Here is a 21,821-nt window from a genome sequence, read left to right as displayed (position 1 = left end):
ACACAGGAACTGCGAGGTAGGAGGAGCATGCGATGACGTAACCCCATCAACAGGTTCCAGCCGAGGTCTGCGAGAGGATGAGACGAGATGGAGGTTCGGTCTTCCCGGCGCATGCGAACACTGGTGACCCAAATGGCCCAATCGAGGCCTGTCCGCTAATGAGAACGCACGCGCGCTGATATCCATGATGGCCCGGAGAAAATGCTCCAATCAAAGGCCGGATACATTGATGCAAGACCACTCACCACCTGATCGACGAACCTCTTGCTACGCACGGCCGGACCATACATTCGGGTCACAAGCTGCCCACGGCAGGCTGCTTCACCTTGGTCCGTTCATCTCCGGGAAGCAGACATTGCGGCTCTGGAGGCGAAGGTCAGCAATGGGCCGATATTGTTGCAAAAGTCGAAAATCGAGCGACCCGGAAAATCTCGCGAAAGTTGATCTTTGGACTTCTCTGCCGCTGCGTCGCTTTTCAACGCCAGTACGGAGGTCCGTGATCGATTTTGGGTGAAACGATATGGTCCCTCACGTCGCCGCGCGTAAAACGCATCAGCGGCTCTAAAAATTTTCGTTCGCCACCCCAAAAAGACTTTTGCAACAATATCGGCCAGAAGCTGACCTCGGATTTTTGGCGGATGACGATCTCCAGGCTCAGCCTCTCCCGGCTTCCTAATCTACGACGATGTAACTCGTGCTAAGTGCAAAGCGGCCTCAACGCCGCCTTCCAAGACCTGCTCTGCCTGCTTCGCATTGGGCATAGCTCGCGCGAACTGAAGGGTGCCCACCATGAGGCCGAAGATGGCGGTTGCGCGGCGGCGGCTCGTTGCTGCATCTGCGTCAGGAAGAAGTGCGGCCAATGTCGCAACGTAGCTTCGCAGCCCTTTCTCGTAGTCTTTCCTAGTGGACAGCGGCTGCCGGGCGATTTCAGGGAGCAACGCCGCAGACGGGCACCCGCCCGTCGGGTCTTCGAGGTGAGCGCGGTTCAGGTATCCCCGAATCGCGCCCTCGAGGTCCAGGCCCCTCCGCTGATCCTGATCGAGGCGATATTGCTGTTCACCGAGCGCGCTCGCCAGCACCTCGCGAACGAGCGCGTCTTTGGACTCGAAGTGCGGAGAGAATGCGCCTTTGGTCAAGCCGGCCTCTCCCATGATCCCGGCTATCCCGGCGGCGGAGATACCGTCTCGGCGCATGCACTTCGACGCCACATCGATGATGCGCCGTCGCGTCGCTGCCTTATGACCTTTTTCGAAACGCATCTTCTCTCCGGTTCACAACAGGGCCCCTTCGCCACGCGAAGCGGTCACGATGTTAGATCGCACGCGATTTGTCGCCCACGATGCCTTCGATGCGGCGGGCAATGTTTAGAAGCCTCCGGTCGCTCCCGAAGGGGGCATCCAGCTCGAGCCCGATGGGCAGCCCCGCGCGAGACAAGCCAACAGGAAGGCTGATACCGGGTAGCCCCACGCTGCTTGCCGACACCGTGTGGTTCGCCAAAGCGAGGTAGCTGACTTCCTGCCCCGCTATATGGACGGTCGCCTGCTCCTCGATCAGAGGCGCTGTGCAGGGCGTGGTCGGTTGCAGAACGACCAGCGCTCCATGAGAGACGAATGCCCTGTCGAGCCGACGCTGGATTTCCGGCCGGCTCACATCGAGCGCCGTCTGATAGGATTCTCCCGAGGTAGCACCTGAGCCACTTGGTAGTACAATGTGCCCCCACGCCTGTCGAAGTTGGGGCTTAAGGCCCTCGTAAATGGCCTCGAAGGTGGTCGGAATGTCGTTGCGGCGAAGAAATTCCGAAATTGCGCCCATCGTCTCATGCGCGAAGATGCCCCACGTCGCAGTTTGGACGAGGGCATTGAAATCGTCGCCAAGGTCTACTTCAACGATCTCGGCGCCCGCGTCCTGCAGATGCCGAACCACCTCGCGGAAGCGGCCCTCGATTTCCGAGTCCACCAGATCCAAGAACTGTCGCGGCGCGAAGGCCAGCCGCACTCCCTTCAGGCCGTTGCCGGCGTCGGCGGACGCCACAGCCTGCTCACCGGTCATGACCTGATCCACCAGGATGCAGTCCTCAACGATTCGGGCGAATACACCCGTCGTGTCGAGCGTATGGGAGATCGGCGCAACGCCTTCGCGTGGCCAACGTCCAGTGGTTGGCTTGAAGCCCACGACGCCGCAGAACGATGCCGGTACCCGGATGGACCCAACGGTGTCACCGCCCAAGGACGCGGGAACGATCCCAGCGGCAACAGATGCGGCGGAGCCGCTCGAGGAGCCGCCCGACACGCGATCTCGTGCGTGCGGATTCTTAACCTGGCCGTAACGCGCGTTGTGACCGGTCAAGCCGTACGACATCTCGACGAGATTGTTCTTGCCGAAGACCAAAGCGCCCGCACCCTTAATGGCCCGGACAGCGTCGGCATCTTCGCGCGGCAGGAAATGAGCGAGACCATCCAGGCCCAAGCTCGTAGGTAGCCCTTTCGTCAAGTAACTGTCTTTTACGCCGAGCGGCACGCCAAGGAGCGGAGCCGCCGATCCGGTGGCGCGTGCTTTGTCCGCGGCCCTCGCGGCCGCCAGCACCCCGGCCTCGTCGATGGTGATGAAGGCGTTCAGCTCAGCAAGCGCTCGGGCGCGAAGCAAGAGCGCCGCAGTATAAGCTTCGGACGTGATATGGCCCTCGCGAACGGCTGCTGCGGCCGCTGCGAGCCCCAGCGAGGGGAAATCCAAGTCTACTCGCGGTGCGCTACGCCCTGAAATGGCGGTGATGTCGTTCATGGGTCCTCGCAAGCCTGTTTGCGGCACTACTCAGCCGCCAACCAGCGGCTCAGCCCGATGCCATTACGACCATAATATAACATTACGATCGTAATTCAATAAAGGCACCTGCCGTCGCTAGACACATGAGCGTGAATGGACTGGGGCGGTGTTGGCAGCAGCCAAAGCGTTCAGACGACGCCCGCTTCGGGTCACAAGTTGCCCTTAGCAGGCTGCTTCACCATGGTCGGCTCATCTCCGGAAAGCAGAAATTGCAGCTCTTCGTAAAGAGTGGGCCCCCGAAGCCGATCGGCAAGCTAAGATATTCGCCCAGGCGGCGAGGGGCTAATCAGCCAGGCCGGCGGACGGCGTCATCACAGATCCTCGCGTAGCCCCTTGAAGAACGGGTGGCGGACCTTTCCTTCCGCGGACTTAGCCCGGTACTCGATTTCGGCGAGCAGCTTGGGCTCCACCCAGATGCCTTTGTGCGCGATGCGCTTTGTATAGGGCTGCGTCTTTCGAATCAGAGGCTTCAGCCGTTTCTGCAACTCGGCGGCAGAGACCTTGTCGAAGCCATGGTCGACCTTGCCGGCGTAGACCAGGTCGGCTCCCTTGTGCCGCCCGAGATAGATGCCGTCCCACTTGCCTTCGTCGAGCGCGAAGCCGGCGATCGTCAGGGTCTCCCGCTGCGCGCAGGTCTTCTTGACCCAATTGTTGCCGCGGCCACTGGCGTAGGCGCTGTCCCGGACCTTGGAGACCACGCCCTCGAGGCCGAGTTTGCAGGCGTGCTTGAACATGGACCGCCCCTCGATTTCGAAGCTCTCGCTGAACTGCACGTTGGTGCCGGCGATAATCTTCTTGAGCTCGGCCTTGCGCGCAACCAGCGGCAGCTTCCGGAGGTCGCGGCCGTTCAGATAGAGGAGGTCAAACGCGACGAGGACGATGCTGGTCGACTTGCCCTTGAGCTCGTTCTGCAGGACCGAGAAATCGGTGGTGCCGTCGGCTGCGGGCACCACGATCTCCCCGTCGACGATGGCCGATCCCGCCTTGATGTGCCAGGCGTCCTCGGCGACCTTTTTGAAGCGGTTGGTCCAGTCGTGTCCACGTCGCGTGAACACCTTGACCTCCTCGTTGGCCAGATGGACCTGCACGCGGTAGCCGTCGAACTTGATTTCGTGAATCCAGCGGGCGCCGGAGGGCACCTTTTCGACGGCGGTTGCCAAGGCCGGTTCGATGAAGCCGGGGAACGGCGCTTTGACGCCGATCGCCGCCGGTTTTCGACGCTGAAACGCCAACTCGGGACTCCACGCAACAACGGATTCAAACTGACACGGTTTGAATCGTTCCGGAACCCGCGAATCCTTTGCAGCGTTGCATCCTCATCCACCCACTCACCAGGAGGAGCCGATGGCGGCAACGACGAAGACAGCACGCGGACGCAAACAGGATCGGGCCAGAGTGGCCGGCGGTCAGAAGCACGAAGTGCGCTATGAGGCGAAGAAGACCGGGAGGTCGGCCTCGGCGGTGAAGAAGACCGTCAAGAAGGTCGGCAACTCGCGCAAGCGCGTGGAGAAACGCCTCGGCCGTTAGCCCTCTGGTTGGCGGCGCGGCGTGGACGGCGCCCGGGGTTCTACTGCTCGGCCGGGCACTCCGGGCAGGTGTCCCCGATCGATTCCAGCACGTCCCGCAGCTCCGCGATCCCATCTGCGGAGGAGATGCCCGCCGGCGGATCTTGCCGTGCGATGTCGAAAGCCCGCTCGCGCGCGTGCGGATCGGCGCGGTCCAGCATCCAGCCGTGCTCCTCGCACTCGCGGATGGCCCCGGCCTCCTGCAGCACCGCGATGGCCCAGCCGCGCAGCGTCCGGATCGCCGGACGTTTTTCCTTGAACATCAGCATCGAATTGCTCCTGGCATCTGTCCGGCGAATCCTTGGAGGCCGCGGTGCGTTCCGCGCTGCTATCACAGCCCAGGGATTCGAAATCGCGGGGACTGGGCTTTTCCACCTGTTCCGCTGCGGTGGGGTCAGGAACAAGGGCCCGCGATTCCCATTGAATCCGCGCGTGTGAGTTGCGTGGAGTTGATCGATGACCGCCGATAAGCAGGTGCTGGGAGCCGTCGAGCGGGCTCAGGCCATCCTGGCCCGCTACGTGGAACCGGGCGAGAGGGACTGCGAGCGGACGATCAACCGATCTTCTCGACGTCCTCGATCGGGACGAGGTCGTCGCCGCCGTCGAGGAGCTCGAACAGCGCGGGGAGGCCGTCGCCGAACTCCGGCGCCTTCTCGATCGAGGAGCTCCCTCCTGGAGCTCTCCGCCGAGGAATGCGGTTGAGCCCGATCTGCCGCCGATGCCGCCGGAGAGGCGCCCCCAAGATCCGACAATGGACGGCAGGGACATGCGCTTCGAAGGCTATCAGATCGAAACCAAAGAGCACGCCGGCGAATATCCCGACACGATGCCGCAAGTCATCGAAGTGACGGACGCGGAGGGACGGAAGGCTGCCTACGTGCCGCTCAGCAGCGACGGCAAGGTCGTCGACAGCTCGGCGGTCGTGAAGAAGCTGAAGGAGCGCGAAGAAGGTCGTTGATCACTCAAGCCTCGGGGGACGGGTCTTCCTTCACGCCGCGGGCGACGATCCGGAGCGCTCCGTCTGGAAGCGGCCGCTGCAGCTTCAAGGCTTCCTCTGCAGGCGCTGTCAGCCAGGTCTCAACCTCTTCGGGCCAGGTCAGTATCACGGGCATCGCCTTCGGATGAATGGCGCCGACCTCTGCGTTCGGCTCCGTTGTGAGGAACGCGTACAGGTCGTTGGTAGTCTCGCCTTCCTTGACCTTCCGGACCGACGTCCAGTTGGTCCAGATGCCGGCGAAGCAGGCGAGGGGGCGGGTCTCGTCCAACGCGAACCAGATGTCGCCGCCTTCGGACTTGTTGAACTCGCTGAAAGAGTTGAACGGCACTACGCAGCGGTTCTCGGCGCCGAGCCATCGGGTCCAATGTTTGCTCTTCACGTTCCGGATGTTGGTGGTGCCGCCGTCCGGCTCCATCCGGAGCATTTCCTTGAAGTCCACACTCTTCCCTTTGGCTTGCAGCTTCTCCGCACGCTTCTTCGTCGCGTCCATCAACGCCTTCGACGACGAGGGCATGCCCCAGCGTGCGGTCGCGAGCTCGCGGCCCTCGGCACCCGTCCGGACGATCGGCGCCTTGTAGTCCGGAAAGACGCCAGGCATCGGCGCGAGGTTGCCGACGTACCGGTTGACGACGCGGAACAGCGCGCTGATGGCGGCCTGATTGGTGGTGATGGAGTAGAGATTGCAGATGTGGACGGCCCCCCGCTTGTCAGGATTATAGCAGACTTCTGGCCAGATCGCTTGCTATCAGATGTCCGGCCTGTTTGCGCGGATGAAGCCCGCTGGCCGAGATGGTGTTCGCTACGCACGCTCCAAGCACATAGGCGACATCCGTGATGCCAGTGTAATCTACGGAAGCTCGCGCGTATCGACCGATCGGTCCTTCCATCTACTGCGTCCTGCAAGTTCGTGGGCTATCCGGCGAGCAATCTCAACCGGTACACCGATTTCAGATCAGATGGGCGTGGCGACTACCGGCCGATTGTATACGCCGCCCGATATCATCAAGCGCCAGGCGATGCGGGCGAACTTGTTGGCTAAGGCCACCGCGACTAACTTCGGCGGCTTTCGCTCCAGCAGAGAAGCGAGCCAGGGTGTCGGCTTATGACGGCCCTTTCGAATGTGCCTCAGCAGCGCGGTCGCGCCGACAATCAACGTCGATCGGAGAATTGAATCGCCAGCTTTTGTGATACCCCCATGTCTTTGCCGGCCGCCAGTTGAATGATCCTTGGGTGTCAGTCCGAGCCACGCCGCGAAGTCACGACCTGATTTGAACGTTTCCGGCGGCGGCGCCTTCATGCTTAGCATGGACGACCCAATTGGACCGACGCCGGGAATCGTTGCGATCCGCCTGCTGACATCATCCTCACGGTGCCACTTCATCAGCTTGGCTTCGATCTTTGCCAGGCGGGCTTCGACCGCGGCATACTCCTCCGCCTGAAGGCGGAAGAGATCCCGCGCCATTTCGGGCAAGTTATCATCCTCGAGCACCCGTTTGATAAGTGCCGTGACGTTCTGCCGCCCGGCGGGACCGACAATACCAAACTCTGCCGCATAGCTCCTGAAGGCATTGGAAAGCTGCGACTTCACGTTGACCAAGCGTTCCCGCACGGTCATCAACATGCAGGCCGCTTGTCGTTCTTTCGACTTCACTGGCACAAAACGCATACTCGGCCGCGTGACCGCCTCGCACAGCGCCTCGGCATCGGCCGCGTCGTTCTTGCCGCGCTTCACGTAAGCCTTCACATATTGGGGCGGGATCAGCTTCACTTCATGACCAAATGATTGCAGTAGGCGCGCCCAATGATGCGAGCTGCCGCAGGACTCGATGGCGACGAGGACCGGCGGAAGCCGCTCGAAATAGCGGATCATCTCGGCTCGCCGAAACTGCCGACGGACAACTACCGCCTCATTCTCGTCAACGCCGTGAAGCTGGAAGACCGACTTGGAAGTATCCATACCGATACGAATGGGAAGATTCATCAGACTTTCCTCTCATCTAGCTATGATGCCGGAGCGCCATAGAACCGTGGGGATGAGAGGCCGTCCACACCAGCACACAATCAGGACTCCGGAACGGCCTGGCGGGAGCGCGATGCCAGTTGCAAGGGTAGCTGAGGGCCGGCGGCCGGCCTTGCTACATTTGCTGCAGCGAAGGCGGCTCGCCAAGTCATGGACGAATGTGGTCGGTGGACGGCGCAGCGCCGCTAGGTCGACGTCTCGCCGGGTTTTGCACCGCGAGCACTCGATCTCAAGCCAGGCGTAACCGCCGTTGATGGCCTGATCGACGGTCGGCGACGGGTCGATCGGTCCTCCGTCGGCCCACATTTTCTCATTCCACGATTCGCAGAGCAGCTTGTCGGCCTGTCGGATGAGGCTCTCGCCCTTGGCGCGGGCTTCGGCAGACTGGCCCGCGAGAATCGTCGTCATCGTGCGCGCCCGCCCCAATTCCTTGGTGAGCGCCTTGCGGTCGCCGCCACTGAGGGGCGTCGGGTGATGCTTCGGTGCCATGGCAGCATCCAGTTCTGGCCGCGCCGGCGACTACTCGAACGCAGGCCAGCAGCCGTCTTCCTCTTGGCGCCCGGTCCGCTGCGTGCAGGTATTGTCCAAGAGCCGCCGCCCGACATCCTTCCAGAGCGCCTCCCGACCATAGAGACGGATGGCATCGACCTTCTGAATCTCAACGACCCTGGCGCAACGCCGGCACTCCACCCTCAGAATATGTTGAGGAATTTGGCTCAGCCGCAGTGCCCCTCCAGAGGGGCCCGACCTGCTTTCTGCGCGACGGTCGTCCAGAAGCGCCTGCCAGTATTCCGGCGGCAGATCAGCTTCCGGAGCCAATCCGGGCTCCCGAGGCACGTTTCTGCCGACGAGAGCAGCCATCTTATCGATCTCCTTCGGGTTCGGCATGCGCCAGCTCGTGGGTCGGTCCGTCATACCTCAATAGAACATAACAAGAACATAAGAGTCGATAGCCGGCGTGAAAAATTCCTCTTGGAGCCCCCGTCCATGCTGTCGGAACCATGCCCTGCCGTTCGTCTTGAATCCGAGCCGACCCGAGATGGAGTTCTGCGTACCATGGCCCCGAGAGCCAACTGGAAAGGCTTCTTGCGTCTGTCGCTCGTCACCTGTCCGGTGGCTCTCTACCCGGCGACATCGGAATCCGAAAAGATCTCGTTCAATCAGCTCAATCGAGCGACCGGTCACCGGATCAAGTACGTGAAGATCGACGCCGATACCGGTGACGAGGTCGCGAACGAGGACATCGTCAAGGGCTACGAACTCGACAAAGGACAGTACATCGAGGTTACCAAGGAGGAGCTCGAGGAGCTGGCGCTGGAGTCGACGCGGACCATCGAGATCGACGAGTTCGTCGACAAGGCCGACATCGACCCGCGCTATCTGATCCGTCCGTACTACCTGCGTCCCGACGGCAAGGTCGGTCACGACGCCTTCGCGGTGATCAGGGAGACCATCCGGGAGATGGACAAGGTCGCGATCGGCCGCGTGGTTCTCACCAACCGCGAGCACATTATCGCGCTCGAGCCGTTGGAGAAGGGTCTCGTCGGTACGCTGCTGCGCTACCCCTACGAGGTCCGTTCCGAGCAGGAGTACTTCGACGAGATCCAGGACGTCAAAGTCACCAAGGACATGCTCGACCTCGCAAGGCACATCGTCAACCAGAAGACGGGCACGTTCGACCCCGAGAAATTCGAGGATCACTACGAGACCGCGCTGGTCGACTTGATCAACCAGAAGCGCGCAGGCAAAACCATCCGCCCGAAGGAGCGGCCGAAGGGCGAGAACGTGGTCGATCTGATGGAGGCACTGCGGCAGAGCGTCGGTCGGGAGGCTGCGCCGGCGAAGGCAGCAAAGCCCGCCAAGAAGCCGCGCAAGGTGGCGACGGGCCAGAAGGAAATGCTGATGCCGATCCACGGCAAGAAGCCGGCGAAGGAAGCGGCGGCGAAGAAGCCCGCGACGGGCCAGCGGCGGAAGTCGGCCTAGGCGACTGATGTCCGTGGCACCGGTGGAGGGCCAAGAAAACGCGATTCTCCTCGATCGACCGCTGCGGCTCAACGCGCGATAGGGTGCTTCGATTGGACGCTTCGATGACCTTCACGATCGGCATCATTTCGGATACGCACGGCCTGCCTAGGCCGGAGGCACTTCGGATGCTGGCACATGTCGACCCCATCATTCACGGCGGCGACATCGGCGATCCCGAGATCATCACCGCGCTGCGGAGAATTGCTCCCGTCACGGCGATCAGAGGGAACGCGGACACGGGCGATTGGGCCACCGAATTTGCCGAAACCGAGTTCGTGCGGCTCGCCGGACGGTTGTTCTACGTTCTGCACGACCTCAACACCCTGCAGGTCGATCCCATAGCTGAGGGCATCGATGTCATTGTTTCCGGCCACTCCCATGTGCCGAAGATCAACACCGTCGACGGCTTGCTTTACGTGAACCCAGGAAGTGCAGGGCGCCGACGCTTCAAGCTACCGATCACGCTTGCGACCCTCGAAATCGCTCGACGGACTGAAACCGATCATCCACGATCTTGAAGTCGGATAGGCCGCGCCGCGGCACGTCCAGTCAGGCGACCGCACATCGATCATGTCGCTTCCAGCCACGGCAACCAGGCGGTGAACGGGGCTCCTTCATACCGGAAGGGCTAAACCATTGAGTTGACGACAATTTGCATTAGCTCCTCGAAGAATTGCGTGAGCAGCTACGGTGAGAAGCTACAGATCGAGGCCCAGCAAATTTGGAGCACCGCGCGGAATTGAAGGAGGGTAGGGCACTTTGGTAGCGCGAGGGAAATTCGAGCTTGGATGTTCGCTCCTGATGCAGCTGCAAAAGCGATGTCTCATTAGAGTTAAACGGAGAAGAACCCACGTTGAGCAAAAGAGTCCGCTCTTGCGTTGAATGCTGACATGCGAGCGGTCGTTCACTTGGACACGAGCGGAAAGGCTCGCGGTGAGCACTTCTGATCTGCCTTGGACCAAAATCGGACGTTCGAGGAGCGTGTTAATGAGTACACGACCTAAGCAGGTTGAGCGGCCCTCACGCGCACGACAGTGCCGCGGCTGGTCATCGGCGCTCGCGCCACCGCTGCCACAGCCTGGCCACCGGCAAGGCGTTGGAGCGCTTCCGCTTCTTGCTCGGTGGTTGAGCACGTGGACGTCCCAGCGCCACCGTCAGTCTTGGCGCGTGCCAGTCCGGCTTGGGTGCGTTCAACCAATAAAACGCGCTCGAATTGGCAACGGCGGTGACCACAGCCATGGTCATCTTGCCTACGGCTGGCCGCCGAGTAGTACACCTTCACACCGAGCGCGGCGAGGGCTTCCAGTGTCTGGTGCACGTCAATCGCATTTTGACCGAGGCGGATCAAGCTCGGTGACCGCCAGGACATCGCCAGTCTCCAGCTTTGCCTGAAGCCGGGGTGCTCTCTGGCGGCGATGCTGTCGGAGATAGTCTCAGCAACGATCCGAGTCGGCCAACCCCGGAAACCCGCCGCGGCGATTTCCGTAATTGGTTGTTAGTAGCGTGACCGGCGGTCGAAACGCGGCAGTAGGCGACACCACGGGTCATGATCTGAAGGTTGTTCAAAAAGGACCTTCAAATCGGGCCCATGTTCAAAATGAGTGTTTGAACAGCTCGGGAGCAGCGGACGACAAACGGTCGTTTTTTTGGACATCCAAAAGATGCATATTCATTCTGACCGAGGTTTGATTCGTTTCAATTCTTCACCTGATAACAATCCCGTCGCGGCGAGTTTGATGTCCGCAGCTTGCATTCCGAGCGGCCTTTGTCTGCTGGAAAGTCTCAGCGGTCCGCTGCAATTTGGACGATGACGTGAGAATGACTGCGACACACCGGGGCAAGTCGTGAGCTTGCTCGCACCTTTGTTTACTCCCGGCCAGCAGAACGCGCCTGCGCTACCCGCGACACGCCAACGGGCACTTTCAAGGATTCAATGAATGGCGCAGTTCATCGGCCATGGTCCCGACATTCCCGAGCGATTGCTGCAAGTGCATGAGGATGGACGTGTTGTTTTCTTTTGCGGCGCAGGAATCTCTTACCCGGCTCGCCTGCCTGGTTTTGGCGGCTTGGTGGACAGGCTCTATTCGGCTTTGGCTATCAAACCCAGCGCGGTCCAGCAATCGGCTATCAAGACCGGGCAATTCGATACCGCTATCGGCCTGCTCGAGGCCGAGATTGTTGGTGGCCGCGAAACCGTGCGTCGTGCACTGGCCGGCATTCTGAAGCCTGACTTCAGCGCTCCAAATGCGACGGCGACGCACGAAGCCTTGCTGACATTGGGCAGAAACCGCAAGGGTTCCACACGGATCATCACCACCAACTTCGACCGCCTTTTCGAGGAGGTGCTTGCCGCGAAGTCGCTATCGATCGAGCGTTTTCAGGCTCCGCTACTTCCGGTGCCGAAGAACCGCTGGGATGGCTTGATCTACCTGCATGGACTCCTCAGCGTCGCACCGACAGCAGGTGAGCTGGATCGTCTGGTTGCGTCAAGCGGGGATTTTGGCTTGGCCTACCTCACCGAACGTTGGGCTGCACGTTTTGTCAGCGAGTTGTTTCGCAACTACACCGTATGTTTCGTCGGTTACAGCATCAATGACCCGGTGCTGCGCTACATGATGGACGCGCTGGCCGCTGACCGTCTGCTCGGCGAGTCGTGGCCGGAAATGTTCGCGTTCGGCAGCTACGCCAAAGGCAAGGAGGAAGAGCGCGCTAACGAATGGCGGGCGAAGAATGTAACGCCCATCCTCTACCGCGAACACAAGCGTCACGCCTATTTGCACAGGACCCTTGGCGCATGGGCTGCTACCTATCGCGACGGTGTGCGCGGAAAGGAGCGCATCGTCGTAGAGTCTGCTATGGCACGCCCCTTGGCGAGCACCCAGCAAGACGACTTCGTCGGCCGTTTGCTGTGGGCGTTGAGCGATCCTGGCGGCCTGCCTGCCATGCGGTTTGCCGACTTAGACCCGGTGCCATCGCTTGATTGGCTGGAGCCCTTGAGCGAAGACCGCTATCACCACGCGGACCTAGGCCGCTTCGGGGTTCCGCCGACGGCGACGGTAGACCGAAATCTCGTATTTAGTCTAACCCGCAGGCCGTCGCCGTATCCACTGGCACCTGCCATGGCGATCGTCGATGCAGGCTCCCGCGCCAGTCGTTGGGACGAAGTGATGCGGCACCTGGCGCGCTGGTTGATTCGTCATCTTAACGACCCCAAACTTTTGTTGTGGCTCGTCAAGCGCGGCGGTCAGATACACGATGAGTTGGCTAGACAGATTGACCGCCAACTGAATGAACTTGCCAAACTCGAACGCGATGGCAGCACGGCCGAACTGACGCGCATCCGTGAAAGCGCGCCCAACTCGATCCCTGGTCCGCTAATTCGTACGCTGTGGTCGTTACTGCTCGCTGGGCGTGTTAAATCATGGGTGCGCGCGATCGACCTTTATCGCTGTATCGCGCGCTTCAAACGCGATGGGCTGACTGCCACCCTGAGGCTGGAGTTGCGAGAGGCGCTGACCCCATACGTATCGCTGCGCGAGCCGTTCCGCTGGCGAGCCGAAGATGGTGAGAGCCACGGGCCGGAGCGCGTCGACGAGTTGGTTGGATGGGAGATCGTACTGGCGGCGGATCACGTGCATTCCATCCTGCGCGATCTGTCCAAGAATGAGCGCTGGGTGACCGCACTGCCGGAGCTGCTTTCCGATTTTAGTGCTCTGTTGCGCGATACGCTCGATCTCATGCGATTTCTCGGCGGAGCGGAAGACAGGAGCGATCGCTCCTACATTAGCCAACCTTCGATCAGTGAGCACCGGCAGAACCGAGACTCCGCCGACTGGACCGCATTGATCGATCTGACGCGGGACGCCTGGCTGGCGACGGCAGCGCAATCGCCAGAGCGGGCCGCGCTCGTGGCGGAGTCTTGGTGGCATCTACCTTATCCGCTGTTCCGTCGCCTGGCATTTTTCGCTGCCGCGCAGGGCAACGTGCTATCCCATCGCCGCGCGCTCGATTGGTTGTTGTCCGATGATCAATGGTGGCTCTGGTCGGGGGAAACCCAACGGGAAGCCGTTCGCTTGCTGGCTGCACTGGCACCGCAACTCGATAAGGCGATGCTAGTAGAGCTTGAGCGAGCCATCCTCGCCGGGCCTCCTCGGGCTATGTTCAAGGACGACATTGAGCCAGAGCTCTGGGCCCGGATTGTTGACCGGGAGATTTGGCTACGACTGACAAATGTCGTTGAAACCGGCACGGTCTTGGGTGCGAAAAGTCAGGAGCGGTTGGCTGCCCTTGTTGCACTGTATCCAGAGTGGAAGCTAGCGGCGGATCACCGCGATGAATTTCCATTCTGGATGGGCGATGGCGACGAGCTGCGCAAGTTCGTCGCCACACCGCGTCGTCGCGTTGATCTGATCGAATGGCTGAGGCGGCAACCTAGTACGGATCACTGGCAGGAAGACGACTGGCGGCAGCGCTGCAGCGACGACTTCGCCACCACCGCTTGTGCCTTGTGCGCATTGGCTAGGGAAGGGTTGTGGCCGGCGGATCGTTGGCGCGAAGCCCTGCAGGCGTGGTCAGAGGAAAGGCTTCTCAAGCTATCTTGGCGCTATATGGCGCCGGTCTTAGCTGAGGCACCTAACCAGGTACTGCAAGATCTTGTCCACGGTGTCGGTTGGTGGTTGAAAACTATTGCTAAGACCTTCGAAGGTCAGGAAGCACGCTTTTTCAGCCTCGCGGACCGCATCCTTGCGCTCGATTTTCAGAGCGACGTCGATAGCAGCGAGCCTGTCACGCGCGCCATCAATCACCCGGTGGGGCTCGTAACGGAAGCGCTACTGAGCTGGTGGTATCGGCGCTCGCTGAAGGATGGGCAAGGTTTGTCTGTAGAAATCAAGCCCATCTTTACTGGAGTTTGCGATGTGCGGATGGAAAAGTTTCGGCATGCTCGGGTCGTGCTGGCAGCTCATGTCATCGCATTGTTCCGCGTGGACGAGCAGTGGGCGACGCAATGCCTTTTACCGCTTTTCGACTGGCAACGCTCTGATGCTGAAGCGCGTGCCGTCTGGGAGAGCTTTCTATGGTCCCCACGGCTGTACCGTCCTTTGATGGAAGCGCTTAAGCCTGTTTTCCTCGATACTGCGCACCATTATGCGGCGTTGGGCGAGCACCGTAGTCAATACGCATCGCTGATGACATTCGCCGCCCTCGACCGAGGGGACACGTTCACCGTTGCCGAACTGGCTGGTGCCACCCATGCGCTGCCACCGGATGGTCTGTATGAGACAGCCCAGACGTTGGCGAGAGCGCTGGAGGGGGCAGGTGATCAGCGTGCTGACTATTGGACCAATCGGATCACCCCATATCTCCACACCATCTGGCCCAAGACCCGAGACAACGGTTCGCCTGCGATTGCCGAGAGTCTTGGCCGCCTGTGTATTGCTGCACAGGATAAGTTTCCAGATGCGTTAGCGCAGCTAGGCGCCTGGTTGCAATCTGTGGCCCACCCTGATTTCTTGGTGCATCTCCTTCATCAAGCCCATCTGTGCGGCAAGTTTCCGGGTCACGCGCTCGAATTTTTGGACCGGGTGATTGGCGCCGAAGTGTTGTGGTCTCCCAGTAAGCTCGGTGCATGTTTGAAGACGATCGAAACAGCGTCCCCAGAATTGTCTGCAGATCCACGCTTCCAACGGTTGTCGGCGATCGCGCGTCGGAGGTGACCGCGTTTTGTGGCATGGGTAGAGACCGCAACAATTCTGCGATTCGCTAGGCGGAGATCCACGCGCCGGGACTTTCGGCGTCGAAGAATGTGATTTTCTCCACGCCCGCGTTTTTAAGCGCGCTTGATGCCCTGTCGATCAACGACTGATCGCCCCGGTAAACGCTCACCGCCACGTTCTTCGCTTGTTTCGTGGCGCGCTGAATCAGGTGCTCATCCTGGGGCCAGAACCCTAACCCGTAAAATGCAACGGCATCGCCGAGCGAGCCGAGCACCTCGATGTGGACACGAGATAGGTAGTTTGATCGCCGGATCGCAGCGAGCTTATGAGCAGTTGTCCCTTCGCTCACGAACAGCGGGGTGACCACCCCTTGCTCCCACCGCTCGGTAATCGTCTGGAGCAGGTTCTCGCCACCGGCTGCGATCTTTATCTCGCTACCTTCGGCCTCGGTCCCGAGGCAGAGATTGCCATGCGGATAGAAGTAGAGTGTGGCGCCATCAGCCTGGTAGGGTTGTCTGAGAACCTGCCAGTCATCTCGAAGCGTTGCCTTGCCGTCGGCCATTATGAGCGCGTCCTTGAACCACCGGCCAAGCCCGTTGTCGTTATTCCACATCGCGGCCCAATAAAGCATCAAATCATAGTTCGTCGACGTCACCGTTTGGAACCCTTTCAGGAAGGAACCCATCGCGGGGAAATGCTTCTTGACCTCGTCGTAGGCCGGATGGATCGCATGGACTGTTGAGATGAGGGACTTGCGCACTTCAACGTAAGCTTCATCGACGGGTTTGTTGTCGATCTGCAGGGCTTTATTGACGAGGGTGGCCTGCCAGAGCCGCCTGAGCACTAGCTCGAAGTCCGTCGAGTCGAACGAGGTGAACACGGCTCGCGTGTCATCCGTGAGAAAGTTACCATCTTGCGCAGCCTGGTAAAGGGATGGGTAGTTGAAGCGGTCGCTTATCCCGATGCTGGCTCCATTTCCGATGATGAGTCCCTGCGAGAAGTGCTTTTGGATCGCAGCCCATTCCACAATAGTTGTCATAACATTTTGCCCCAACGATCCGCCCAATAGTGCGTCAGGAGTTCTTGAAGCTCAAGTCGGCATTGATCCACATTCCGCTGCCCCATGTAACGAAGCGGGCCCGCGCTTGCGGTAATGCACGCCGACCCGAGGGTTACAACAATGTTTTTGGCGAGCCAGAAGGGGGTTTGCTCTTAGGTGAACGCCAAGCGCGGCAGTCGAGCTCGGCCTTTTTTGAAGGGCGCAATCGCCCGGAATGCCTCGCTTCGTTCGTATGACGGGCGGATCGTTATCGGCGCTTGGCCCTCTGATAGAGTGCGCCCAGGACGGCGAGCGTCACCGCGGTGACGCCGATCTGGATGGTCGGCTTCGAGGATCACCGCTCCTCCGCATCCGAATTGATAAGCCATTGGAGCATCGCCAATTTCTGATAGTGCGGCCTAGGCGCTCGTGAGTAGCTACGGAGACGAACTACGAATCGATCGGGGCGGGCATAGAAACGGCCTCGCCCGAAGCCCTGCTGTCGCGGATGGAAGCGCCACCCGTTCAGCGGACTGACTGAAAAATTCGGTGCTCTTTGCCATGTAGAACGACGTTGTCCTCAGTCTTCGGAATGATACGTCCGTTCTCCGCCAAATAACTGATCGCTTTGCTCTTTGCCATGTAGAACGACGTTGTCCTCAGTCTTCGGAATGATACGTCCGTTCTCCGCCAAATAACTGATCGCTTGATCCGTGGCGGCGAAACCAAGATCCTTCTTCAATATGTCATCATAAGTTGCGGGGCCTTCTTTCAGAAGGTCCACAACGATTTCAGCATTCTTGTGGAGTCGCTCCTCAGCAACGACGTAATTTCCCCCGAACCAGCAGAACAGTCCGATAGCGAATGCGGCTGTCGCGATGGCTATCCTCTGTTGCCCGTTACCCTGAAGAATGAAGCTGTCCCAAAGTGAACTCACCGATGAATCTCTCCCTGAGTTTTCTTTAAATTAATGTGGACCGGTCAGCTCTCCAGACCGGTGACGTTAGCTGACGCCTTGACGTAGCCAGATCATCGCGGCCGTCCAGGCCAGAGCACGCGACTTCCGCGACTTGAGATCCGTATATCGACGACAATTTTATGAAAGTTCCTCGTCTACAACCTTGGCGAGATCTCATTTTGCTTCCCGGAAATAAACGTGCAATAAAAAGTAAGACGACCGGAAGTAGTGGCGGTGGCGGGGCGACGTTGGAAGCGGTACGGCAAGACACGGGACTGCAGTGCCTTGCGCTGTTGTTGCGGTTCCATCAGATCGCGGTCGATCCCGCGCAGATCGCGCATCAGTTTGCGGGCTCGGTGCTTGGCATTCAGGAAATGCTCCGCTGCGCGAATCAGCTCAAGCTAAAAGCGCGAGCGGTTCGCGAAAGCTGGTCCGGTCTTTCCAAGCTCTCATTGCCCGCGATCATCGAACGGCACGACGGCAGCTTTGCCATCCTTGGCAAGGCCGGCGCGGACGACGTCCTCATCCACGATCCCGCCATCAATCGTCCGCAGGTGGTCAAGCGCGCCGAGTTCGAGCAGGGCTGGACCGGTCGCATCGTGCTGATGACGCGGCGCGCCTCGCTCTTCGATCTCGCGCGCAAGTTCGACGTCACCTGGTTCCTCCAGGCCATGCACAAATATCGCAGGCTGCTCGGTGAAGTGCTGGTCGCCTCGTTCTTCCTGCAGCTTTTTGCATTGGTTACGCCGCTGTTCTTCCAGGTCGTGACCGATAAGGTGCTCGCGCACCGCGGCTACACCACGCTCGACGTGCTGGTGTTTCGGCCATTGGGGCTAAACAGGGTAGCGCCATTTCAACGCGCGGCGCAGGAAAAACAAAGCCACAATGATCGCGAGGGCGGCGAGCCAGAGGAAAGCTGGAACGGGCGACTGATTGTGTATGTGGGCAATGTACAACACGAGGCCCAACAGGACAGCAACCAGCGCGTTCGATACCCAATACAAGGGTGAGAGCCCAATTCCCGTTGCTGCGAGTTCAGCAGCTCGTTCGCGTGCTTTTGCTGCGCGCCACCAACAAAAGCCGAAGAATGCAAGAGCAATAAGCCAGTTCATTCCAGCACAATCAATTGGATTTTGCGTCGTTCGTCTTCGAACGGCGGACGACTGAGATGCCTCGTGAGACGCCCTTCATTGCCCCACCCGTAGCGCTTAGCGAACGGAACGTACAGAAGGCAGGCTAGGCCCAACGCTATCAGTACCATAATCAGGTTGAGGCCGAGGAACACGTAGACGCTGGACGTGCCCCCGACGACGAGGATGAGCATAAGGGTGGAACGAATGCTGAAAGGCGACATGCCCGCTAAAGTAGCACGAGGACGCCCTCAGCCGGCACATCCCCGAGAATTAGGTTTGCAGACCATTAAGGCCGCTTCTGCCCATGCCTCACCTAAGCCCGAAGCGTCGCGAGGTCTCCTTCCCGTAGTTCGCGAGGTCTCCTTCCCGTAGGTAGATGCGATATGCGCTCAAGGACGTTGGTCCGTCGGACGAATGACAGTTTTCTCTATCGCTTTAAGGTTGAGGCAATCAATGCACGCTATTGGCTCGTCTGCGCCTTCGAAGTGGCGGCGGTTGCGCCAAGGATCCCGTCGAATGTACTTGCTCATCGCCTGTCTGATTGTGTTGGCCTCGACTTCCTTGGTGGCGTCTCGCCGGGCCAGGCGTCTGCCACGGACCCCTCAGGGGCGGTTCGCAGCGATCTGGCCTGCTCTTTGCGCGGGAATTTGTGCGCTGGGGTTACTCGCAATTTGGCGTGCTCAAGGCGTGCAGGACGTCGAGCCCTCTGTGACAACCTGTCTCCTCATGCTTGTCGTCGCCTTCAATGCTGGCTGGTTTATCGGCGTCATGGGCGAGTCGTCATGGCATTGAGGATGTCGCAATCAAAAAGCGCATCGGACGCGACCGCCGACGAGCTTCCATGACTTTGGCATCGTGAGTCTGGCATCGTGCTGTTGATGTCAGGTTTTGGCCCCAAGAGGTCCGCTGTTAGTGGCAGATCGGACCTGCCGCTCTGCCGATCATAGCTCCCGCTCCATCGCTGGATGACTACGGTTTTTCACCTTTACCCAATGCTTACTCCGCCCCGGTTGATACGGCCGATCTCTTCTTTTTGACACCAGTCCCTCAAGGCCCATGTTGCAGGCGGCTCGAAACAGATCAGGCCCAAGCTCACCGCGTTCGAAGGGATTGACGAACACACCTTCAGGACGCCGCGCCAACAGGCGCTCCAAGCTCGCCTTCCGCATCGATAACGGGAGCATGCGGACATCGCCGCCGCCATCGGCGAGAATATCAAAAGCGCAGAATTGCACTTCGTGATTGTGCTTGCGCGAGTGCAGCGCGTTGAAATCGGAGACGCCATCAACGCCAAGCACGACCGCCTCGCCATCGAGTACGAACTGCGTCTGGCGGACCTTGCACGCAGCCTCGACGATCCAGGGATAGCGGCTGGCCCAGTTGTAGCCGCCACGCGTGATCAGACGCACGCGGTCGCCATCTCGCTCCAAGCGGAGGCGATAACCATCATACTTTACTTCATGCAGCCAATCGGCGTCGTCCGGGACCGTAGTGCCCTTGGTCGGCAGGCAAAACTCAAATGAACGCATGCAGGAAAAATAGGCATTCGCGGCCTGATTGCGAGATGACGCTTAGAGCCAAATTGGCGGCACATGTTGCGGCTCGGGGCGTGCGGATCGGCAGCGTCTCGCCGTAGCTTCTCCAGACGGGCCTGTCCTACATCCCCCCCTGATGTTCCAGTGCGCCGGAACATTACAAAACGTGTTCCTGATCACAAGTGAACACAGCGATATCGCTCAATGGGACTAGCCTGCAATCGCATGCCGCCTTCTCACGCGCCAGCCGTCGGACCGCTTGGCCCCGCACTTGTCCCCTCCAGCCCCGGGGGGCAGGCTGGCCCGATGGGGCTTTGCGCAGCATCAAAGTGAGAGCCTGCCATCTCTGACAGACTGGACGCGTAGCCGAACAACCTCTGTCAGGCTGCTGAGGCTATGAGGCCCGGGCTCCTAGGCACTCCGGGCCTCGCCTTATCTCGATTGCAACGCCCAAGATGCGGACAGGGAGGCCCGACATGTCCGTTAAAGATTATGCCGACGATCTCACCGCAACTGTGCACTACGCGCTGGAGACAACCCGCGCCGTCGCCGTCTGCCCCTTTCATTCTGACATCACCATCCGCGTCGGCGACGATGCAGCCGAAAGCCACGCCTTCGAGCGCGCCAAGAGGATCGTTAGGAGTGATGGCACGAATTGGGAGACGCAAGACCTCAGACAAGAATTCGCAAGACAGCTCGGCAAGGCAGCAGATGGGGAGTGCCCACGCAGCGCTCAACATTGAACGGCCCGGACAGTGCATCGGAAGTTCGACACTTCCTTCGCCTCAGCCACAGTTCCAGAATTAACTTGCAACACGAACATCAAGCTTAATTCCAGACCGTGATTGCGGCCGCGCGCTAGAGGACTAGGTTTGCGCACACGGACATTGCCCTTGTCCGGTCCACCCCAGCGAAGTCGCCGCACCATTATATTCGGTGCAGCGACTTCGACGCTGGACAGTCGCGAGCTTCATTTGAGAGAGCAGCCGGACCACGAAACGCTTGATCTCATCGAGATGCGTCGCCAGCTTACGGCGCTCCGTTCAAAACACTCGGACAATCTTTTAATTACTTCGCTGTTGAACCGCTTCTTCGTGAAAGTCGCATTTCTGGTGAAGCCGACTGACCTAACGCACGAGCAATATCTCAAATCCGAATTCGAACGAACGTTGACAAAGGTCAAAGAGATTGCTGCACGATCTGACTGAAGCCGCCAACGCGTGGCTCTGGACCCGATTGGCCGGGTAAATGTGTCGTGTGCGCGCGTTTAGTCCGTCGAGTTGATCGCTGGCAGGGAGGCGCGGGGCTACTTCTTCAACAGTATCCCTATCGTTCGCGCCATTCGCCTCACTGATCCTGCGTGACGGCCCAGCTCGGCTGCTATCTTCGATACGCCAGCGCGTGCCCGGGCCAGCCTGACCAATCGTCGGACTTCCTGCTCGTCCCATTGTTTTGGCTTCGGTGTTTTCATGGTGCGGCGCTCAACCCGCGCTAGTTAACCAGCGAGCCTACTAGCCGACACTTGGGAAATTTACGGGTGGTGCCTGCCACCACGAGGCTCGGTGGTGCGGCGGCTTTTTGCGCGCGCAAGATGGCGTGCGCGGCGCCCCGATTATCGCCGAACTCTATCGGGGATCGGACCGGCGTCGTTGGCGAAGGAGGTCCGGTATCAAGGGTAGATCGGACCTACCGTATGCGAGCGCCGGACCGGCGCTTTTGACCCGAATGTATGGTCCGGCCGTGCGTAGCAAGAGGTTCGTCGATCAGGTGGTGAGTGGTCTTGCATCAATGTATCCGGCCTTTGATTGGAGCATTTTCTCCGGGCCATCATGGATATCAGCGCGCGTGCGTTCTCATTAGCGGACAGGCCTCGATTGGGCCATTTGGGTCACCAGTGTTCGCATGCGCCGGGAAGACCGAACCTCCATCTCGTCTCATCCTCTCGCAGACCTCGGCTGGAACCTGTTGATGGGGTTACGTCATCGCATGCTCCTCCTACCTCGCAGTTCCTGTGT

19 protein-coding genes and 1 pseudogene are annotated in these 21,821 nt (G+C 59.9%); 8 read left to right on the top strand and 12 right to left on the bottom strand.

What is annotated here, in order from left to right; translation table 11 throughout:
• Nucleotides 1–677: 677 nt before the first annotated feature.
• The 3 genes from E4K65_RS44550 to ligD form a co-directional block, all read right to left on the bottom strand.
• Nucleotides 678–1,259 (bottom strand): TetR/AcrR family transcriptional regulator, encoded by a 582-nt coding sequence (locus E4K65_RS44550; protein WP_135179485.1) that lies wholly within the window; start codon nucleotides 1,257–1,259, stop codon nucleotides 678–680.
• Between the two features lie 52 nt (nucleotides 1,260–1,311).
• Entirely contained in the window at nucleotides 1,312–2,778 is a 1,467-nt protein-coding gene (locus E4K65_RS44545) for an amidase family protein (RefSeq protein ID WP_135179484.1), read from the bottom strand.
• A 353-nt stretch (nucleotides 2,779–3,131) separates the two neighbouring features.
• Nucleotides 3,132–4,052 (bottom strand): non-homologous end-joining DNA ligase, encoded by a 921-nt coding sequence (ligD, locus tag E4K65_RS44540; RefSeq protein ID WP_135179483.1) that lies wholly within the window; start codon nucleotides 4,050–4,052, stop codon nucleotides 3,132–3,134.
• Nucleotides 4,053–4,164: 112 nt separating this feature from the next.
• Between ligD and E4K65_RS44535 the strand changes: the two genes are divergently transcribed.
• Nucleotides 4,165–4,347, top strand: a complete 183-nt coding sequence (locus E4K65_RS44535) for a DUF3606 domain-containing protein (RefSeq protein WP_135179482.1) — start codon at nucleotides 4,165–4,167, stop codon at nucleotides 4,345–4,347.
• Nucleotides 4,348–4,387: 40 nt separating this feature from the next.
• On the opposite strand, the gene E4K65_RS44530 is transcribed toward E4K65_RS44535, so the two are convergent.
• On the bottom strand, nucleotides 4,388–4,654 hold the full coding sequence (locus tag E4K65_RS44530) for a hypothetical protein (RefSeq protein WP_135179481.1): 267 nt from the start codon (nucleotides 4,652–4,654) through the stop codon (nucleotides 4,388–4,390).
• A gap of 284 nt (nucleotides 4,655–4,938) precedes the next feature.
• Complete coding sequence (locus E4K65_RS44525) at nucleotides 4,939–5,127, bottom strand: hypothetical protein (RefSeq protein WP_135179480.1); 189 nt, start codon at nucleotides 5,125–5,127, stop codon at nucleotides 4,939–4,941.
• A 24-nt stretch (nucleotides 5,128–5,151) separates the two neighbouring features.
• Between E4K65_RS44525 and E4K65_RS44520 the strand changes: the two genes are divergently transcribed.
• On the top strand, nucleotides 5,152–5,343 hold the full coding sequence (locus E4K65_RS44520; protein ID WP_209312154.1) for a hypothetical protein: 192 nt from the start codon (nucleotides 5,152–5,154) through the stop codon (nucleotides 5,341–5,343).
• A 4-nt stretch (nucleotides 5,344–5,347) separates the two neighbouring features.
• Here the strand turns inward: E4K65_RS44520 and E4K65_RS44515 are convergent, their stop codons facing one another.
• From E4K65_RS44515 to E4K65_RS44500, 4 genes and pseudogenes are all read right to left on the bottom strand, one after another.
• Nucleotides 5,348–6,070, bottom strand: a complete 723-nt coding sequence (locus tag E4K65_RS44515) for an SOS response-associated peptidase (RefSeq protein ID WP_135179479.1) — start codon at nucleotides 6,068–6,070, stop codon at nucleotides 5,348–5,350.
• A 264-nt stretch (nucleotides 6,071–6,334) separates the two neighbouring features.
• On the bottom strand, nucleotides 6,335–7,363 hold the full coding sequence (locus tag E4K65_RS44510; RefSeq protein WP_135179478.1) for an IS110 family RNA-guided transposase: 1,029 nt from the start codon (nucleotides 7,361–7,363) through the stop codon (nucleotides 6,335–6,337).
• 80 nt (nucleotides 7,364–7,443) lie between these two features.
• Nucleotides 7,444–7,891, bottom strand: a pseudogene (locus E4K65_RS44505) (hypothetical protein).
• Nucleotides 7,892–7,921: 30 nt separating this feature from the next.
• A complete protein-coding gene (locus E4K65_RS44500) occupies nucleotides 7,922–8,290 on the bottom strand; it encodes a hypothetical protein (RefSeq protein ID WP_235886018.1) in 369 nt (122 codons plus the stop codon).
• A gap of 168 nt (nucleotides 8,291–8,458) precedes the next feature.
• Here E4K65_RS44500 and ku point away from each other — a divergent pair, with 168 nt between their 5' ends.
• The 3 genes from ku to dsr1 all read left to right on the top strand — a co-directional run bounded on the left by ku (nucleotide 8,459) and on the right by dsr1 (nucleotide 15,141).
• On the top strand, nucleotides 8,459–9,385 hold the full coding sequence (gene ku / locus E4K65_RS44495; protein WP_135179476.1) for a non-homologous end joining protein Ku: 927 nt from the start codon (nucleotides 8,459–8,461) through the stop codon (nucleotides 9,383–9,385).
• A 104-nt stretch (nucleotides 9,386–9,489) separates the two neighbouring features.
• Nucleotides 9,490–9,945, top strand: a complete 456-nt coding sequence (locus tag E4K65_RS44490) for a metallophosphoesterase family protein (protein ID WP_135179475.1) — start codon at nucleotides 9,490–9,492, stop codon at nucleotides 9,943–9,945.
• Between the two features lie 1,419 nt (nucleotides 9,946–11,364).
• The gene (dsr1, locus tag E4K65_RS44480) at nucleotides 11,365–15,141 is read left to right on the top strand and encodes an anti-phage defense-associated sirtuin Dsr1 (protein ID WP_135179474.1); all 3,777 of its coding nucleotides are present in this window, start codon (nucleotides 11,365–11,367) and stop codon (nucleotides 15,139–15,141) included.
• A 46-nt stretch (nucleotides 15,142–15,187) separates the two neighbouring features.
• On the opposite strand, the gene E4K65_RS44475 is transcribed toward dsr1, so the two are convergent.
• Together E4K65_RS44475 and E4K65_RS44470 are read right to left on the bottom strand one after the other, a co-directional pair.
• Nucleotides 15,188–16,180, bottom strand: coding sequence for a DUF4917 family protein (locus E4K65_RS44475; protein ID WP_135179473.1), 993 nt, complete (start codon nucleotides 16,178–16,180; stop codon nucleotides 15,188–15,190).
• Nucleotides 16,181–16,760: 580 nt separating this feature from the next.
• Nucleotides 16,761–17,117 (bottom strand): hypothetical protein, encoded by a 357-nt coding sequence (locus tag E4K65_RS44470; RefSeq protein ID WP_135179472.1) that lies wholly within the window; start codon nucleotides 17,115–17,117, stop codon nucleotides 16,761–16,763.
• Between the two features lie 161 nt (nucleotides 17,118–17,278).
• Between E4K65_RS44470 and E4K65_RS44465 the strand changes: the two genes are divergently transcribed.
• On the top strand, nucleotides 17,279–18,148 hold the full coding sequence (locus E4K65_RS44465) for a cysteine peptidase family C39 domain-containing protein (RefSeq protein ID WP_235886017.1): 870 nt from the start codon (nucleotides 17,279–17,281) through the stop codon (nucleotides 18,146–18,148).
• A 1,064-nt stretch (nucleotides 18,149–19,212) separates the two neighbouring features.
• On the opposite strand, the gene E4K65_RS44455 is transcribed toward E4K65_RS44465, so the two are convergent.
• Nucleotides 19,213–19,800 carry an ATP-dependent DNA ligase gene (locus tag E4K65_RS44455; RefSeq protein ID WP_135179470.1) on the bottom strand — a complete coding sequence of 196 codons (588 nt, stop codon included), beginning with the start codon at nucleotides 19,798–19,800 and terminating at the stop codon, nucleotides 19,213–19,215.
• Nucleotides 19,801–20,282: 482 nt separating this feature from the next.
• Here E4K65_RS44455 and E4K65_RS47990 point away from each other — a divergent pair, with 482 nt between their 5' ends.
• Together E4K65_RS47990 and E4K65_RS44445 are read left to right on the top strand one after the other, a co-directional pair.
• Complete coding sequence (locus E4K65_RS47990; RefSeq protein ID WP_167771661.1) at nucleotides 20,283–20,549, top strand: hypothetical protein; 267 nt, start codon at nucleotides 20,283–20,285, stop codon at nucleotides 20,547–20,549.
• A gap of 150 nt (nucleotides 20,550–20,699) precedes the next feature.
• Nucleotides 20,700–21,014, top strand: coding sequence for a hypothetical protein (locus E4K65_RS44445; RefSeq protein WP_235886016.1), 315 nt, complete (start codon nucleotides 20,700–20,702; stop codon nucleotides 21,012–21,014).
• The last annotated feature ends 807 nt before the right edge of the window (nucleotides 21,015–21,821 follow it).

This window comes from Bradyrhizobium niftali (genome assembly GCF_004571025.1).
In the GTDB taxonomy this organism is placed as follows: Bacteria; Pseudomonadota; Alphaproteobacteria; order Rhizobiales; family Xanthobacteraceae; genus Bradyrhizobium; species Bradyrhizobium niftali.
Note: the sequence above shows the minus strand (reverse complement) of the source record. Positions and strands in the feature narration are given on the sequence as shown.

Bases quoted from the DNA above. Each gene is read 5' to 3' on its own strand.
- E4K65_RS44550 (WP_135179485.1), bottom strand. From the start codon at position 1,259: ATGCGTTTCGAAAAAGGTCATAAGGCAGCGACGCGACGGCGCATCATC.
- E4K65_RS44545 (WP_135179484.1), bottom strand. From the start codon at position 2,778: ATGAACGACATCACCGCCATTTCAGGGCGTAGCGCACCGCGAGTAGAC.
- E4K65_RS44535 (WP_135179482.1), top strand. From the start codon at position 4,165: ATGGCGGCAACGACGAAGACAGCACGCGGACGCAAACAGGATCGGGCC.
- E4K65_RS44530 (WP_135179481.1), bottom strand. From the start codon at position 4,654: ATGCTGATGTTCAAGGAAAAACGTCCGGCGATCCGGACGCTGCGCGGC.
- E4K65_RS44520 (WP_209312154.1), top strand. From the start codon at position 5,152: ATGCGCTTCGAAGGCTATCAGATCGAAACCAAAGAGCACGCCGGCGAA.
- E4K65_RS44510 (WP_135179478.1), bottom strand. From the start codon at position 7,363: ATGAATCTTCCCATTCGTATCGGTATGGATACTTCCAAGTCGGTCTTC.
- E4K65_RS44500 (WP_235886018.1), bottom strand. From the start codon at position 8,290: ATGCCGAACCCGAAGGAGATCGATAAGATGGCTGCTCTCGTCGGCAGA.
- ku (WP_135179476.1), top strand. From the start codon at position 8,459: ATGGCCCCGAGAGCCAACTGGAAAGGCTTCTTGCGTCTGTCGCTCGTC.
- E4K65_RS44490 (WP_135179475.1), top strand. From the start codon at position 9,490: ATGACCTTCACGATCGGCATCATTTCGGATACGCACGGCCTGCCTAGG.
- dsr1 (WP_135179474.1), top strand. From the start codon at position 11,365: ATGGCGCAGTTCATCGGCCATGGTCCCGACATTCCCGAGCGATTGCTG.
- E4K65_RS44475 (WP_135179473.1), bottom strand. From the start codon at position 16,180: ATGACAACTATTGTGGAATGGGCTGCGATCCAAAAGCACTTCTCGCAG.
- E4K65_RS44465 (WP_235886017.1), top strand. From the start codon at position 17,279: ATGAAAGTTCCTCGTCTACAACCTTGGCGAGATCTCATTTTGCTTCCC.
- E4K65_RS44455 (WP_135179470.1), bottom strand. From the start codon at position 19,800: ATGCGTTCATTTGAGTTTTGCCTGCCGACCAAGGGCACTACGGTCCCG.
- E4K65_RS47990 (WP_167771661.1), top strand. From the start codon at position 20,283: ATGTCCGTTAAAGATTATGCCGACGATCTCACCGCAACTGTGCACTAC.